Source organism: Micromonospora sp. NPDC051925 (assembly GCF_044548625.1).
GTDB lineage: Bacteria > Actinomycetota > Actinomycetes > Mycobacteriales > Micromonosporaceae > Micromonospora.
On the sequence record NZ_JBIUCH010000005.1, the window covers coordinates 79880 to 94883 of the forward strand.

The window sequence follows — 15004 nt, forward strand, 5'->3', positions numbered from 1 at the left end:
GCCGGACCGGAGCCCACCAGGGGCGCTGGCCGGCTAGCGGGTCTGCTCCAGCCAGGAGGCGTAGAGCAGGCCGTAGACCGAGTCGGGGTCGCGGAGCAGTTCGTCGTGCGGGCCGCGCTGCACGATCCGGCCCCGGTCCACCACCACCACCTCGTCGGCGGCCTGCGCGGTGGAGAGCCGGTGCGCGATGGCCAGCGTGGTCCGGCCCCGGGTCACCGCGTCCAGGGTGCGTTGCAGGCGCACCTCGGTGGCCGGGTCGACGGCGCTGGTCGCCTCGTCCAGGACGAGCAGGTCCGGATCCGCCACGTACGCTCGGGCCAACGCGACCAACTGCCGCTCCCCGACGCTGAGCGCCTCCCCCCGCTCCCCCACCGGGGTGGCCAGACCGGCCGGCAGGCCGTCCAGCCAGTCGGCCAGGCCCAGCTCGGTGAAGGCGGCGGTGAGCTCCGCGTCGGTCAGCTCGGGGCGGGCGAAGCGCACGTTCTCCCCGACCGTGGCGTCGAACAGGAACCCGTCCTGCGGCACCATCACCACCCGCGACCGCAGCGAATCGAACCGCACCTCGTCCAGCGGCACCCCGGACAGCAGCACCCGCCCCTCGGTCGGGTCCATCAGCCGGGTGAGCAGCTTGGCGAAGGTGGTCTTGCCGCTGCCGGTCTCACCGACCACCGCCACCCGGCTCTTCGCCGCGATCTCCAGACCGATGCCGTGCAGCACCGGCGGCCCACCCGGATAGGCGAACGTTACGTCGGCGAAGCGGATGTCCAACGGCCCCGCCGGCAACTCCCGGCCCTGCTCCCCCGGGTCGGCCACATCCGGCGCGATGTCCAGCACGTCGAGCACCCGCCGCCAGCCGGCGATCGCGTTCTGCGCCTCGTTGAGCACCTCGGTGGCGATCTGCACCGGCTGGATGAAGAGGGTGACCAGGAACAGGAACGCGGTGAGCTGGCCGACGGACAACGTCCGGTCCGCCCCGAGCGACACCCCGACCACCACCACCCCGGCCAGCGCCACCCCGGCTGCCAACTCCCCCACGGAGCTGCCCAGGATGCTGATCCGGATGGCCCGCTGCTGGGCCACCCGCTGCCCCTCGATCGCCGCGTCCAGCCGCCGGGCCGTCCGGCCGGAGACCCCGTACGCCCGGATCACCGGCGCACCCACCACGCTCTCGGCGATCGTGCCGAGCAGGGTGCCCATCCGCTGCCGGACCACCCCGTAGGCGCCGGCCAACCGGCGCTGCAACAGCCGGATCACCAGCACCGCCGGCGCGAAGGCGGCGAGCACCACCAGCGTCAACTGCCAGGAGTACGCCACCATCACCGCCGTGGTGACCGCGAGCTGGCCCAGGTTGACGATGAGGATGACCCCGCCCCACTGGAGGAACTGGGTGATCTGGTCGACGTCGCTGGTCACCCGGGAGACCAGCGAACCGCGCCGCTCCGACTGCTGGTGCAGCATGGACAGGTCGTGCACGTGGCGGAACGCCCTGGTCCGGACGTTGGCCAGCGCGGTCTCACTGACCGTGAAGAGTCGCCGCATCATCAGGTAGCCGCAGGCGGTGGTGACCACCAGCACCGCCGCGGTGGCGGTGACCACGGTGACGATCACCCCGAGGTCCGGGCCACCGGGGACGGCGATCCCCTGGTCGATGCCGCGCTGCACGGCGACCGGCACGGCCACCCGGCCGACCATGTAGATCAGCGCCAGGGCGATCGTGCCGGCCAGCCCGGTACGCAGCTCCGGCGAGAGCGCCAGCCCCCGCCGCAACGTCTGCCAGGTCCCCTCGACCCGCTCGTCCCCACCACTCACGCTCGCGCTCACCGGTGCCGGCCTTTCCTTCGCGACTGCGGGGCTCCGCTGCGCTGCACTCCTCGCGCTCACCGCACCCACCCTTCGCTCGCGACTGCGGGGCTCCGCTGCGCTGCACTCCTCGCGCTCACCGGTCAACCTCGATTTCCAGGCCCGACGGCAACGGGGGGACCTCGTCGTACGACCGGTTCTGTTCGCGTTCCTGCTCGGCCTGCTCGTAGGCGGTGACCAGGTCGACGTAGCCGGGCACGGTGGCCAGCAGCTCGGTATGGGTGCCCCGGGCCAGCACCCGGCCCTGTTCCAGGTAGATCACCTCGTCGGCGAGCGCGATGGTGGCCCGCCGGTACGCCACCACCAGGATCGACGCGGCGGCGTGTTGCCCGGGTGCCGGGGCGCGCAGCCCGGCCAGGATGGCGGCCTCGACCCGGGGATCGACCGCGCTGGTGGCGTCGTCGAGCACCAGCAGCCGGGGCCGACCGGCCAACGCCCGAGCGAGGGTGAGCCGTTGCCGCTGGCCGCCCGAGAGCGAGGTGCCCCGCTCACCGACCATGGTGTCCAGACCGTCGGGAAGGGCCGCGACGAAGCCGTCCGCCTCGGCCAGCCGCAGCGCCGCCCAGACGTCGTCGTCGCCGATGCCCGGCCGGTCCAGGCTGATGTTGGCCCGGACCGTGTCGTCGAAGACGAACGGCACCTGGGCGACCAGGGCGGCGGTCGAGGCGAGCGACCCGGCGGTGAGCTGCCGGACGTCCACCCCGTCCAGGGTGACCGTGCCGGCGTCCGGGTCGACCAGCCGGACCGCCAGCGAGGCGATGGTGGACTTGCCGGCACCGGTCGGGCCGACCAGCGCCACCGTCCGTCCCGCCGGCACGGTGAAGGCGACCTCGCCGAGCACCTGCGCCCCGGGCAGGTGCGCCTCGGCGGGCTCGTACCCGAAGTGCACGCCGTCGAAGGCGAGGGTGGCGGGAGCCCCGCCGCCGTCGAGGGTGACGTCCCCGTAGGGCATCTCGCCGGTGGCGTCGAGCACCCGGCTGACCCGGTCCCAGCCCGCCACGCTGCGCGGCAGCTCGGCCAGCACCCAGCCGATGGCCCGCACCGGGAAGGCCAGCACGGTGAAGAGGAAGGCGACGCTGACCAGCTCGGTGACGGTGATCGCGCCCTGCCGCAGCCGGATCGTGCCGACCACGAGCACGGCCAGGGTGCCGAGGCTGGGCAGCGTCTCCAGCAACGGGTCGAACACCCCCCGCAGCCGGCCGACCGAGATCAGCGAGTCCCGCAGTTCCTGGGCACGGCCGGCGAACCGGGCGGTCTCCTGGGCCTCCCGGCCCATGGTCTTGACCACCAGGGCGCCGTCGAAGCTCTCGTGGGCGATGCCGCTGACCTCGGCCCGCAACCGCTGCGCGAGGGCCTGGCGGGGGGCCATCCGGCGTGAGTAGACCACGTTGAGCGCGAACAGGGCGGGGAACACGGCCAGTCCGACCAGGGCGAGCGCCCAGTCGGTGAGGAAGAGCGAGCCGACCGCGCCGACCAGCATCACCAGCGTGCCGACCGCGAACGGCAGTGGCGCGATCGGGTACCAGGCCGCCTCGACGTCGGAGTTGGCGTTGGACAGCAGCGTGCCGGTGGCGTTGCGGTGGTGCCAGGACAGCGGCAGCTCCAGGTAGCGGCGGGTCACCCGGCGGCGGTAGGCGGCCTGCAGGCGGAACTGCATGTAGCCGGCGCCGAGTCGCCGGCCGAAGATGCCGACCACCCGCAGCACGCTGATCCCGAACAGCGCCACGGCGGCCAGGGCCAGTGTGCCGGTGCCGACCGCGCCGTTCTCGACCGCCGGCACCACCACGTCGCCGACGACCGCGCCGACCACGTACGCGCTGACGATCACCAGCCCGCCGAAGAGCACGCTGCCGGCGACCGCCACCGCAAAGATGCGCGGTTGTTCCCGGATCGCCCGGCCGAGGACCGACAGCCCTCGCTGGATCACGTCCCGACTCGTCCCGCTCGCCACGCTCTCCCCCGCCGTAAGCCGCAATTATCTCCCTTATCCTTACCGGTCGCAGCCACCTCCGCCGCCCGGCGTCATATGGCCACCGTCACGTCGCCAACCGGATCGCCGGTCGACGCGGCGGGACGCTCGACGCGCCGACGACGGCTCGCCGACCTACGATCGCTGCATGCCGCGGTACGCCCGAGCGGAGCGCGAGGCGCTCGCCGACCTGATGCTGGAAGTGGGCCCGGACGCCCCGACGCTCAACGAGGGGTGGACCGCCCGGGATCTCGCCGCCCACCTGGTGGTGCGGGAGCGCCGCCCGGACGCCGCCGGCGGGATCATGCTGCCACCGCTGCACGGGTACGCCGAGCGGGTGCGGCTGCGGGTCGCCGCCCGACCCTGGCCGGAGCTGGTCGGGCAGGTACGTCGCGCCCCGCTGTGGAGCCCGGTCAGCAACCCGCTCACCGACGAGCTGGTCAACACGATGGAGTTCTTCATCCACCACGAGGACGTCCGGCGGGCCCGGTCGGGTTGGCGGCCCCGGGACCTCCCGGCCGGGCTGGCCGCCCGGCTGTGGAAGCCGGTCACCCTGCTGGCCCGGACCCGGACCCGACGGTTCCCGGCGAACCTGCTGGTGCAGGCTCCCGGCCACGGTGAGCTGACCGGCGGCCGGGGCGGCGACCGGGTACGACTGGTCGGCTCCCCCGGTGAGCTGGTGCTGTTCCTCTCCGGCCGGCAGCGGGTGGCCCGGGTCCAGATCGACGGCCCGCCGGCGCTGACCGAACGGCTGCGCACCGCCCCACTGGGGCTGTGAGCGGCCCGCCCGTCGCCGCCCACCCACCCGCGACGTCGCCGGGCCGGCACGGCCGCCACACCGCGCGGAACACAGCCCCCTCACAGGCACGAGGGCTAGCCGACGCCCCGGTGCAGGCAATACCCTTCGGTAACCGCAGAGCGACGTGACCCCCGTCACGTCACCCACCCCCTGAAGGCGGCTACCGCGATGGCTCTCGATGTCCCGTACCGCTCCATCCCCGACATGTTCCGCAAGCGGGTGGCCGCGACCCCCGATCAGCACGCCTTCGCCCACCCGGCGCCGGACGACTCCGGGCCGGTCTGGTTGACCTGGGCGCAGGTCGGCCGACGGGCCGACGCGGTCGCTGCCGGCCTGCACGGGCTCGGGGTCGGGCTGGAGGACCCGGTGGCGATCCTGGCCAACACCCGGCTGGACTGGATCATCGCCGATTTCGGCATCATGTGCGCGGGCGGGGCGACCACCACCGTCTACCCCACCACCGAGCCGCAGGACGCGACGTACATCATCGCCGACTCCGGCTCCCGGGTGTTGTTCGCGGAGAACCCGGCCCAGGCGGCGAAGATCGCCGGCGCGCAGTTGCCCTCGCTGACCCACGTGGTCCTCTTCGACGGCGTCCCCGACCCGGCCGCCGCGGTACCCCAGCTCACCCTCGCCGAGCTCGAGGAGCAGGGCACGCGGGCGCTCGCCGCCGAGCCCGACCTGGTCGACCGGCTGGTCGCCCCGGTCGGCCCGGAGCACCTGGCCACGTTGATCTACACCTCGGGCACCACCGGCCGACCGAAGGGGGTCGAGCTGCTGCACGGCGGCTGGTGCTGGGAAGGGGTGGTGCAGGCCGAGACGGGTCTGCTGCGCGACGACGACGTGCAGTACCTGTGGCTGCCGCTGTCCCACTCGTTCGGCAAGACGCTGCTCTGCGGCTCGACGCACGTCGGCCTGCCCACCTACGTCGACGGCCGGGTGGACAAGCTCGTCGACATGCTCGCGGTGATCCGGCCGACGCTGATGTGCGGGGCGCCCCGGGTCTACGAGAAGGTCTACAACAAGGCGGTCACCACCGCGCAGGGCGCCGGCGGCGTCAAGGCGAAGATCTTCGCCTGGGGCGTCGCGGTCGGCAAGGAGAAGGTCGCGCTGGAGCAGGCCGGCCGGCCGGTGCCGGGTGGCCTGAGGCTCAGGTACGCGGTGGCCGAGAAGCTGGTGTTCAGCAAGCTCCAGGCCCGTCTCGGCGGGCGCATCCGGGTGCTCGTCTCCGGTGCGGCCCCGCTGAGCGCGGAGATCGCCACCTTCTTCGCCGCGGCGAACCTGCCCATCTCCGAGGGGTACGGCCTCACCGAGACCAGCGCCGGCAACTTCGTCAACCCGCCCGACGGGCTGCGGATCGGCACGGTGGGGCGGGCGATGGGCGACCTGGAGTGCCGGATCGACACCGATGGCGAGATCCTGGTCCGGGGCCGGCCGGTGATGCGCGGCTACCACAACCTGCCCGAGGAGACGACTGCCGCGTTCACCGAGGACGGCTTCTTCCGCACCGGTGACATCGGCAGCCTCGACGACGACGGCTACCTGCGCATCACCGACCGGAAGAAGGACCTGGTCAAGACCTCCGGCGGCAAGTACGTCGCGCCGTCGCACATCGAGGGCATGTTCAAGGCGATCTGCCCGTACACCTCGCAGGCGATCGTGATCGGCCAGGCCCGCAACTACTGCACCATGCTGGTCAGCCTGGACCCGGACGCGATCCGGGGTTGGGCGACGGGCGGCCCGCTCGAGGGGCGCGACTACGCCGAGATCGTCGCCTCGCCCGAGGCCCGGACCATGGTCGAGGAGCACGTCGCCCAGCTCAACGCCAAGCTCAACCGCTGGGAGACGATCAAGAAGGTCACCATCCTGCCCCGCGACCTGACCATCGAGGACGGCGAGATGACCCCGTCGCTGAAGATCAAGCGACGCGGGGTGGAGACCAACTTCGCCGCCGAGATCGACAAGATGTACGCGGGCAGCCTGGCCGAGATCTGATCCGCTCCGCACGGCCGGCGTCCGTGTCCTCCCGTCCCGGGACACGGCCGCCGGCCGTGCGGAGCGGCAGTCCCCCCGTCAGGTGATGACGGCCGGTTCCCGCCAGCGCGGGCGGCCGGCACCCCGGTCGAGGTCGTAGCGGATCGCGGCCAGCCGCCCGACCGCCTCCACCAGGTCCTCGGCGGGCAGGGTGAAGGGCAGGCGCAGGAAGCGTTCCAGGGTGCCGTCCAGGCCGAACCGGGGGCCGGGCGCCAGCCGTACGCCGACCTCCTCGGCCGCCCTGGCCAGGGCGCTGGAGATCGGGCCGTCCAGCTCGACCCAGAGGGTGACGCCGCCGCGCGGCACGCCGACCCGCCAGTCCGGCAGTTGCTGCGCGAGCACGTCGAGCAGGGCGTCCCGCTGGGTGGCGAGCTGGGTGCGACGGGCCGCGACGATGGCCGGGGCCCGGTCGAGCAGGTGGACCGCCACCAGTTGGTCGAGCACCGGGCTGGCCATGTCCACCCCGACCCGGGCGGCGGCCAGCCGCTGCACCTGTGGGGCGGAGGCGCGTACCCAACCGATCCGCAGGCCACCCCAGTACGGCTTGCTCATCCCGCCGATGGAGATCACCCGGGAGTGCCGGTCGAAGACGGCGGTCGGCGGGGGCAGCGGTGTGCCGTCCAGCGGCAGGTCCACGAAGGACTCGTCGACGACCAGGTCGGTGCCGGCGGCGTGGGCGGTGGCGACCAGCCGTTCCCGCAGCTCGGCGGGCATCAGGTGGCCGGTCGGGTTCTGGAACTCGGGAATCAGGTACGCCAGTTTGGGCCGGGTCTGCCGGACACTGCCCAGCAGCAGGTCGGCGTCCCAGCCGACCCCGTCGACGGCGAGGCCGTGGGTGCTGATCCGGGCCCGCCGGGCGGCCAGCGCGGCGAGCGCGTTCGGATAGGTGGGCGACTCCACCAGGACGTTCCCGCCGGGCGCGAGGGCCAACCGCAGCACCAGGTCCAGAGCATGCTGGGTGCCGCTGGTGACCATGATCTGCTCGGCGCTGGTGGGCAACCCTCGCTCGGTGTACGTCCGGGCGACCGCCTCGCGCAGCTCGATGATCCCGGTCGGGTGGTAGCCCGCGCCGGACAGGTAACGCGGCAGATCCTCCACGGCGGCGCGGGCGGCCGGCACCAGCTCGGGCGGGGCGGCCAGCGCGGCCACCCCGAGATCGATCATGTCGCGGTCGTCCAGCGGGGTCCACAGGCCGGTGCTGGCCACCCGGTGGGTGCCGGGCAGCATGGTCCAACTCCCGGCGCCGCGCCGGCTGGCCAGGTGGCCGGTCTCCCGCAACTGCCGGTAGGCGGCGGTGACCGTGGTACGGCTGATCCGCAGCGCCTCGGCCAGCTCCCGCTCGGCCGGCAGGCGTACCCCCAGGGGGAGCCGGCCGTCGGCGAGCAGGCCACGGACGGCGGCGGCGAGCGCGGCGTAGTCGGGGCTGCGGCGACGGCCCGGAAGCGCATGCCACTGCCCGAGCAACCGGGCCAATTGGACCCCTCGCACCTGGCTGGTCACGGCCACCCCTTCGGAATTGGCTCTTCTCTGGGTCTTATTGGACCCTAGGGTGGCATGCATGGCTCCGATTGGCAATCTCCGGCACCGTCCCGGCCGACGGCTCACCCAGCTCTACGCCGGGCTGGTCCTCTACGGGGTCAGCATGGCCATGATGATCCGCTCCGGGCTCGGGCTGGACCCGTGGGACGTCTTCCACCAGGGGTTGGCCCGGCAGACCGGCCTGTCGTTCGGCACCGTCACCATCGCGGTCGGGGCGGTGGTGCTGCTGCTCTGGATTCCCCTGCGACAACGCCCGGGGCTCGGCACGGTCAGCAACGTGGTGGTGGTCGGGCTGGTGGTGGACGCCACGGTGGCCCTGCTGCCGGCCGGTCTGCCGCTGCCCGCCCGGATCGGCCTGCTGCTCGGCGGCATCGTCGCCAACGGCGCCGCCACCGGCCTCTACCTCGGCGCCCGGCTCGGCCCCGGCCCCCGCGACGGCCTGATGACCGGCTACGTCGCCCGCCGGCCGGGACGCTCGGTCCGACTGGTCCGCACCGTCATCGAGGTCGTCGTGCTGGCCCTGGGCTGGCTGCTCGGCGGCACGGTGGGCGTCGGCACCGTCGCGTACGCGCTCGGCATCGGCCCGCTGGCCCAGTTCTTCATCCCGCGCTTCGCCGTCCCGGCGGAACCGACCCCTGCCGAACCGCTCCCCACGGAACCGACCCCCACGGAACCTAGCCCCACGGAACCGAGCCCTGCCGAGCCGAGCCCCACCGAACCGACCCGCACCGAACCGCGCCGCGCCGAACCGCTTTCCGGGGCCTCGGGGTGACCACGCTGAGCTGCGCTGACACGACAGGAGCAAAGTAGGTGTTTCCTCAGCGGACACCTACAGGCATCATTCGTGCATGGGGGAGAACGCGTGGCGCTGGACGGACGCCTGGATTTTCGTGTCACTGGTGATCGCCAGCGGCGCCGGACGACACCGGCGGGCGGTGGATTCCCGGCGTCCGGAGGGGGTTCGGCTCACTGATGTGTTGTCCACCGCCGACCACCTCAACCAGGCGATACCCGAACGGCACGACGTGGAGACAGCGGTCCAGCGGCTGGTCGGCGCGGGGCTGGTCACCGTCTCCGACGGCTGGTTCCGGATCACCGCCGACGGGGAGCAGCTCTGGCGTACCCGGCCCCGGGCCGGGGTCGGCGGCACGGTCGACAGCGTCCAGGGGGTGCTCGTCCGGCGACACGCCCCGGGCAGTGCGCAGTGGCACCTGCCGGAGGAGGACCACGCCGCCGCCGTGCAGGAGTACGTGGTCCGGTCGATTCCGGCCCCGCGCCGCTCCCCGGAGGGGCAGAGCGGTCGCTGAGCCACGTCGGCCGCGCGGTGGGAGCGCGCGGGGCGCGGTCAGCGGACCGGGTGGCCGGCCTCGCGCAGGGCGTCCTTGACCTCGCCGACGGTCAGCTCACCGAAGTGGAAGACGCTGGCGGCGAGGACCGCGTCGGCACCCGCGCCGATCGCGGGGGGAAAGTGCGCCACCTGGCCGGCGCCGCCGCTGGCGATCACCGGCACGTCGACCACCGCCCGGACCGCCTCGATCAGGGTCAGGTCGAAGCCGGCCTTGGTGCCGTCGGCGTCCATCGAGTTGAGCAGGATCTCCCCCGCGCCCAGCTCGGCGGCGCGCGCCGCCCATTCGACCGCGTCCATCCCGGTGCCCCGGCGACCACCGTGGGTGGTCACCTCGAAGCCACTGGGCGTGGTGCCGGCCGGGGCGCGGCGGACGTCCAGCGAGAGCACCAGCACCTGCCGGCCGAACCGGTCGGCGATCTCGGCGATCAGCTCGGGGCGGGCGATGGCGGCGGTGTTCACGCCCACCTTGTCGGCCCCGGCGCGCAGCAGGGTGTCCACGTCGGCGACCTGACGGACGCCCCCGCCGACGGTGAGCGGGATGAAGACCGACTCGGCGGTACGGCGCACCACGTCGAGCATCGTGCCCCGGTCGCTGGAGGAGGCGGTGACGTCCAGGAAGGTCAACTCGTCCGCGCCGGCCCGGTCGTACGCCGCCGCCAGCGCCACCGGGTCACCGGCGTCGCGCAGGTCGAGGAAGTTGACCCCCTTGACCACCCGACCAGCGTCCACGTCCAGACACGGAATCACCCGTACCGCCACCGTCATGTGCTGAGCCTATCCAACGCCGCTGTGCCGGGGACCGGCCTGTGCGGCCGGCCACCGGCACAGCGGAAGGCCCATCCCTGCCCGAGGGGCGGCGGGGCGTTGCTCAGACCCGGACCAGCATCTTGCCGAGGTTTTCGCCGCGCAGCAGGCCGAGGAACGCCTCGGGGGCGTTCTCGATGCCGTCGACGATCGTCTCGTCGTAGGAGAGCGTGCCCTCGCGCAGCCAGCCGGCCACCTCGGCGACGAACTGGTCACGCAGGTCGCCGTGGTCGCCGACCAGGAAACCGCGCAGGGTGAGCCGCTTGCCGATGACCAGCGCCAGGTTGCGCGGCGCGGCCGGCGGCTCGGCCGAGTTGTACTGCGCGATCATGCCGCAGATGGCGGCCCGGCCGTGCAGGTTCATCGCGCTGATGGCGGCCTCCAGGTGCTCGCCGCCGACGTTGTCGAAGTAGACGTCGATCCCGTCCGGGGCGGCGGCCTTCAGCGCGTCGCGTACCGGGCCGTCGTGGTAGTCGAAGGCGGCGTCGAAGCCAAGCGCCGTCAACCGCTGCACCTTGGCCGGCGAGCCGGCGCTGCCGACCACCCGGCCGGCGCCCTTGAGCTTGGCGATCTGGCCGACCATGCTGCCCACCGCGCCGGCCGCGCCGGAGACGAAGACGGTCTCCCCCGGCTGCATGGCCGCCACGTCGAGCAGGCCGGCGTACGCGGTCAGCCCGGTCATCCCGAGCACGCCCAGGTAGGCGCTGACCGGGGCGAGGGTCGGGTCGACCCGGCGGGCGGACCTGGCGTCGAGCAGCGCGTACTCGCGCCAGCCGAGCCCGTGCAGGACGGTGTCGCCGACGCTGATCCCGTCGGCCCCACCGGCCACCACCTCGCCGATCGCGCCGCCGTCGAGCGGCGCGTCGAGGGCGAACGGCGGCACGTAGGACTTGGCGTCGTTCATCCGGCCGCGCATGTACGGGTCGACCGAGACGAACTGGTTGCGGACCACGATCTGCCCCGGGCCCGGGGTCGGCACCTCGGTGCTGACCAGGCGGAAGTTGTCGGCGGTCGGCCAGCCCTGCGGGCGGGAGGCCAGGTGGATCTCACGGTTGCTGCTCATACGGTGTCGTCCTCTCGTACGCGATGACGGGTGGCCCGGTGCGGCGCTCAGGCCGCGGCGGCCTCGCGCACGGTGAGGGTGACCTCGATGTTGCCCCGGGTGGCGTTCGAGTAGGGGCAGACCTGGTGGGCGGCCTCGACCAGCTGCTGGGCGGCCGAGCGCTCGACGGCCGGCAGGTCCACCACGAGGGTGACGGCCAGGCCGAAGCCGCCGCTGCCGTTCGCGCCGATGCCGACCTCGGCCTCGACGACCGAGCCGGCGACGTCCGCCTTGGCCCGGCGGGCGACCAGCCGCAGCGCGGAGTGGAAGCAGGCCGCGTAGCCGGCGGCGAAGAGCTGCTCGGGGTTGGCCGCGCCGCCGGCGCCACCCATCTCCTTCGGGATGGCCAGGTCGAGGTCGACGGTGGCGTCGGAGGTACGGACATGGCCGTCGCGGCCGTCGCCGGTGGCCGTCGCGGACGCGGTGTAGAGCACCTGCATCAGAATCACTGCTCCTTCTGTCGGTGGATCGTCTCGGTGACCCGGGTGAGGGTGTCGCGCAGCGCGACCAGCTCGGCCTCGTCGAGGCCGGTGGCGCACGCCACCCGCAGCGGCACGTCGGTCATCCGCTGGCGTAGGGCCGCGCCGTCGGCGGTCAACCCCACCTGCACCCGCCGCTCGTCGGCCGCGGAGCGGGTGCGGACCACCAGGCCCGCCGCCGCCAACCGCTTGAGCAGCGGGGAGAGCGTGCCGGAGTCGAGCCGCAGCGCGGCGCCCAGCTCGGAGACCGTGGGTGGATCGTCGCCGCGCTCCCAGAGCACCAGCAGCACCAGGTACTGCGGGTAGGTCAGCCCGAACTCGTCGAGGATGGGCCGGTACACGTCGGTGAGCGCGCGGGACGCCGCGTACAGCGCGAAGCACACCTGCCGACGCAGCACCAGATTCTCACCCACCCCGAAAACATAGCCCCCAATTCAATTGGGCACAACTGATCTGCGCGATCGTGACCGCCGTCTCCCTGCCCACCCCGGCTTCCGCCGGCCCGCCTCGGCCGGGACGGACCCGGCCGGGAGCCGGGAGCGGGCGAGCGGGCGAGCGGGCGAGCGGGCGTCAGGACGGGGGCAGGTGGGCTTCCAGTTCGACCTCCACCAGGTGCTCCGGGTCGAGCAGGCCGGCGACGACGACCATGGTGGCGGCGGGCCGGATCGCGCCGAAGACGGCGTTGTGGGCCCGGCCGACCTCGTCGGCGTAGCACCGGTCGGTCACGTACATCCGGGTCCGCACCACGTCGGTGGCGGTCGCGCCCACCTCGGCCAGGGCGGCCAGGCCGATCCGCAACGCCTGGGCGGTCTGCGCGGCGGCGTCGCCGACGTGCGTCACCACCCCGTCGACGGTCGACGTGCAGCCGGCCGTCCAGGCCGACCGACCGGCCCGCACCACCCGGGAGTAGCCGTACACGGCCTCCCACGGGCCACCCGAGCCGAGCCGGGTGACGGTCGCGTCCCCCGGCGGCAGCCCGGCGTCGGTCACCCGGCGGCCCGGAGCGTGGCCAGCGCCTCGGCCACCGTGAACGCGCCCGCGTAGAGCGCCTTGCCGGCGATCACGCCCTCCACGCCGGCCGGCTCCAGGGTCGCCAGGGCGCGCAGGTCCTCCAGGGTCGAGACGCCGCCGGAGGCGATCACCGGGGCATCGGTACGGGCGCACACCTCGCCCAGCAGGTCCAGGTTCGGCCCGCGCATCGTGCCGTCCTTGGTGATGTCGGTCACCACGTACCGGGACGCGCCGGCCGCGTTCAGCCGGTCCAGCACCTCCCACAGGTCACCGCCGTCGCGGGTCCAGCCGCGCGCCGAGAGGGTACGGCCCCGCACGTCCAGGCCGATCGCCACCCGGTCGCCGTACTCGCCGCAGATCCGGTCACACCACTGCGGGTCCTCCAGGGCGGCGGTGCCGATGTTCACCCGGGCCGCCCCGGTGCCGAGCGCGGCGCGCAGCGACGCGTCGTCCCGGATGCCGCCGGAGAGTTCCACCCGCACGTCCAGCTTGCCGACCAGCTCGGCGAGGAGGGCGGCGTTGGAGCCCCGGCCGAAGGCCGCGTCCAGGTCGACCAGGTGGATCCACTCCGCGCCGTCGTTCTGCCAGGCCAGCGCCGCGTCGAGCGGGTCGCCGTACGCGGTCTCGCTGCCGGCGGCGCCCTGCACGAGCCGGACGGCCTGGCCGTCGGCGACGTCCACGGCGGGCAACAGGGTCAAGCTCAAGTTCCTACTCCTCGTGTCAGATCCGACGGTCCAGCGCGATCACCACGATCGCCGGAAGGACCAGCAGCAACAGCACGACCAGCGCCATCCGCAGCGCAAGATCGTCGACGAACACCCAGATCAGCAGCAGCGCCGCCCCGGTCAACCCGACGATGGCGGCCCGCTCCCCCCGACTGCGCCGGGCCAACCGGCCGGTCCGGCCCCGTCGCCACTGCGGCGTGACCCGGCGGACCAGGGCGCGGCGACGCTGCCGACGGGCCAGCTTGCGCTGTCGTACGACCCGGTCACGCGCCGCCGCCGCCTCCCGGACGGCCCGCCGACGGGCCCGCTCCTTGCTCACCGCGCACCCGACCGGGTGTGGCCGGCCCCGCCCCGGGTCTCAGTCAACCGTGGCCAGCCAGTTGCGCAGCAGCACCGAACCGGTCTCGGCCGACTTCTCCGGGTGGAACTGGGCGGCCGACAGCGGGCCCCGCTCCACGGCGGCGACGAAGTCCGTGCCGTGGTGCGCGGTGGTGACCCGGACGCCCGCCCCGGTCAACGCCTGTCGGTCGAGCACCCCGTAGGAGTGCACGAAGTAGAACCGGCTGTCGGCGGGCAGGCCGGCGAAGAGCACCGATCCGTCCGGCGGCGTCACCGTGTTCCAGCCCATGTGGGGCAGCCGGTCGGCGGGCAGCCGGGTCACCCCGCCGGGCAGCAGCCCGAGCCCCTTGGTGACCACGCCATGCTCGTCGCCGTGCTCGAAGAGCACCTGCATGCCCACGCAGATGCCGAGCACCGGCCGGCCGGCGGCGATCCGTTCCGCGATCACCGGGCCCGCACCCGACGCCTCGATCCCGGCCATGCAGGCCGCGTACGCGCCGACGCCGGGCACCACCAGCCCGTCGGCCTCGGCGGCGGCGGCCAGGTCGGCGGTGACCGTCACGTCCGCCCCGGCGTGCGCCAGGGCCCGCTCGGCCGAGCGCAGGTTGCCCGAGCCGTAGTCGAGCACCACGATCCGCCTGCCGTGCCCGGCCCGCTCGCCCGTGCCGGCGCGGGGCCCGACGACCCGCTCGCTCATCAACCCTCCCCGGGTAGCAGCCAGAGCACCCCGCCGACGGTGGCCAGCACGGCGAGCAGCCCGGTGACCACGATCGCACCACGCGGCGCGTCCTGGCGGTACAACGACCAGGCCCCGCCGACGAGGATGCCGGCGAGGATCAGCAGCAGGGTCGGCAGCACCGGGCCCATCAGCGCCGCCCTCCGGCCCGACCCGACCGGTCCCGCCGGGCCGCACCGCGCCGATCCGGGCCGGGCAGGACCGCGACGCGCCCGGCCGCGACGGACCGGGCCGCGACGGACCGGGCCGCGACGGACCG

Annotated in this window: 16 protein-coding genes; 4 read left to right on the forward strand and 12 right to left on the reverse strand. The window is 73.8% G+C overall.

Going from position 1 to position 15004, the window contains the following annotated elements:
• Positions 1 to 33 precede the first annotated feature (33 nt).
• Entirely contained in the window at positions 34 to 1821 is a 1788-nt protein-coding gene (locus ACIG87_RS08380; protein ID WP_396849380.1) for an ABC transporter ATP-binding protein, read from the reverse strand.
• 115 nt (positions 1822 to 1936) lie between these two features.
• Positions 1937 to 3811: an ABC transporter ATP-binding protein gene (locus ACIG87_RS08385; RefSeq protein WP_396849382.1), complete on the reverse strand. Its 1875-nt coding sequence runs from the start codon at positions 3809 to 3811 to the stop codon at positions 1937 to 1939.
• Between the two features lie 166 nt (positions 3812 to 3977).
• Between ACIG87_RS08385 and ACIG87_RS08390 the strand changes: the two genes are divergently transcribed.
• Together ACIG87_RS08390 and ACIG87_RS08395 are read left to right on the forward strand one after the other, a co-directional pair.
• Positions 3978 to 4607 carry a TIGR03085 family metal-binding protein gene (locus ACIG87_RS08390; protein ID WP_396849384.1) on the forward strand — a complete coding sequence of 210 codons (630 nt, stop codon included), beginning with the start codon at positions 3978 to 3980 and terminating at the stop codon, positions 4605 to 4607.
• 189 nt (positions 4608 to 4796) lie between these two features.
• Positions 4797 to 6623: an AMP-dependent synthetase/ligase gene (locus tag ACIG87_RS08395; protein WP_396849386.1), complete on the forward strand. Its 1827-nt coding sequence runs from the start codon at positions 4797 to 4799 to the stop codon at positions 6621 to 6623.
• 78 nt (positions 6624 to 6701) lie between these two features.
• On the opposite strand, the gene ACIG87_RS08400 is transcribed toward ACIG87_RS08395, so the two are convergent.
• Positions 6702 to 8162 (reverse strand): PLP-dependent aminotransferase family protein, encoded by a 1461-nt coding sequence (locus ACIG87_RS08400; RefSeq protein WP_396849387.1) that lies wholly within the window; start codon positions 8160 to 8162, stop codon positions 6702 to 6704.
• Between the two features lie 58 nt (positions 8163 to 8220).
• On the opposite strand from ACIG87_RS08400, the gene ACIG87_RS08405 reads away from it, so the two are divergent.
• On the forward strand, positions 8221 to 8973 hold the full coding sequence (locus tag ACIG87_RS08405) for a hypothetical protein (protein ID WP_396849388.1): 753 nt from the start codon (positions 8221 to 8223) through the stop codon (positions 8971 to 8973).
• A gap of 76 nt (positions 8974 to 9049) precedes the next feature.
• Positions 9050 to 9508 (forward strand): hypothetical protein, encoded by a 459-nt coding sequence (locus tag ACIG87_RS08410; protein ID WP_396849390.1) that lies wholly within the window; start codon positions 9050 to 9052, stop codon positions 9506 to 9508.
• A 38-nt stretch (positions 9509 to 9546) separates the two neighbouring features.
• Here ACIG87_RS08410 and hisF read toward each other — a convergent pair whose 3' ends face one another.
• From hisF to ACIG87_RS08455, 9 genes are all read right to left on the reverse strand, one after another.
• Positions 9547 to 10314, reverse strand: a complete 768-nt coding sequence (gene hisF / locus ACIG87_RS08415) for an imidazole glycerol phosphate synthase subunit HisF (protein ID WP_396849392.1) — start codon at positions 10312 to 10314, stop codon at positions 9547 to 9549.
• A 103-nt stretch (positions 10315 to 10417) separates the two neighbouring features.
• Entirely contained in the window at positions 10418 to 11416 is a 999-nt protein-coding gene (locus tag ACIG87_RS08420; protein WP_396849393.1) for an NADP-dependent oxidoreductase, read from the reverse strand.
• A gap of 47 nt (positions 11417 to 11463) precedes the next feature.
• Entirely contained in the window at positions 11464 to 11895 is a 432-nt protein-coding gene (locus ACIG87_RS08425; RefSeq protein WP_396849700.1) for an organic hydroperoxide resistance protein, read from the reverse strand.
• A 5-nt stretch (positions 11896 to 11900) separates the two neighbouring features.
• The gene (locus tag ACIG87_RS08430) at positions 11901 to 12347 is read right to left on the reverse strand and encodes a MarR family winged helix-turn-helix transcriptional regulator (protein ID WP_396849395.1); all 447 of its coding nucleotides are present in this window, start codon (positions 12345 to 12347) and stop codon (positions 11901 to 11903) included.
• A gap of 157 nt (positions 12348 to 12504) precedes the next feature.
• The gene (locus ACIG87_RS08435) at positions 12505 to 12924 is read right to left on the reverse strand and encodes a RidA family protein (RefSeq protein ID WP_396849397.1); all 420 of its coding nucleotides are present in this window, start codon (positions 12922 to 12924) and stop codon (positions 12505 to 12507) included.
• Positions 12921 to 13649: a bifunctional 1-(5-phosphoribosyl)-5-((5-phosphoribosylamino)methylideneamino)imidazole-4-carboxamide isomerase/phosphoribosylanthranilate isomerase PriA gene (gene priA, locus ACIG87_RS08440; RefSeq protein WP_396849398.1), complete on the reverse strand. Its 729-nt coding sequence runs from the start codon at positions 13647 to 13649 to the stop codon at positions 12921 to 12923. Before priA ends, ACIG87_RS08435 begins: the two co-directional genes overlap by 4 nt.
• Positions 13650 to 13665: 16 nt before the next feature.
• On the reverse strand, positions 13666 to 13989 hold the full coding sequence (locus ACIG87_RS08445; protein ID WP_396849400.1) for a hypothetical protein: 324 nt from the start codon (positions 13987 to 13989) through the stop codon (positions 13666 to 13668).
• Positions 13990 to 14028: 39 nt separating this feature from the next.
• Positions 14029 to 14706, reverse strand: a complete 678-nt coding sequence (gene hisH / locus ACIG87_RS08450; RefSeq protein ID WP_396849402.1) for an imidazole glycerol phosphate synthase subunit HisH — start codon at positions 14704 to 14706, stop codon at positions 14029 to 14031.
• On the reverse strand, positions 14706 to 14876 hold the full coding sequence (locus tag ACIG87_RS08455) for a hypothetical protein (protein ID WP_168222542.1): 171 nt from the start codon (positions 14874 to 14876) through the stop codon (positions 14706 to 14708). Before ACIG87_RS08455 ends, hisH begins: the two co-directional genes overlap by 1 nt.
• Between the last annotated feature and the right edge of the window lie 128 nt (positions 14877 to 15004).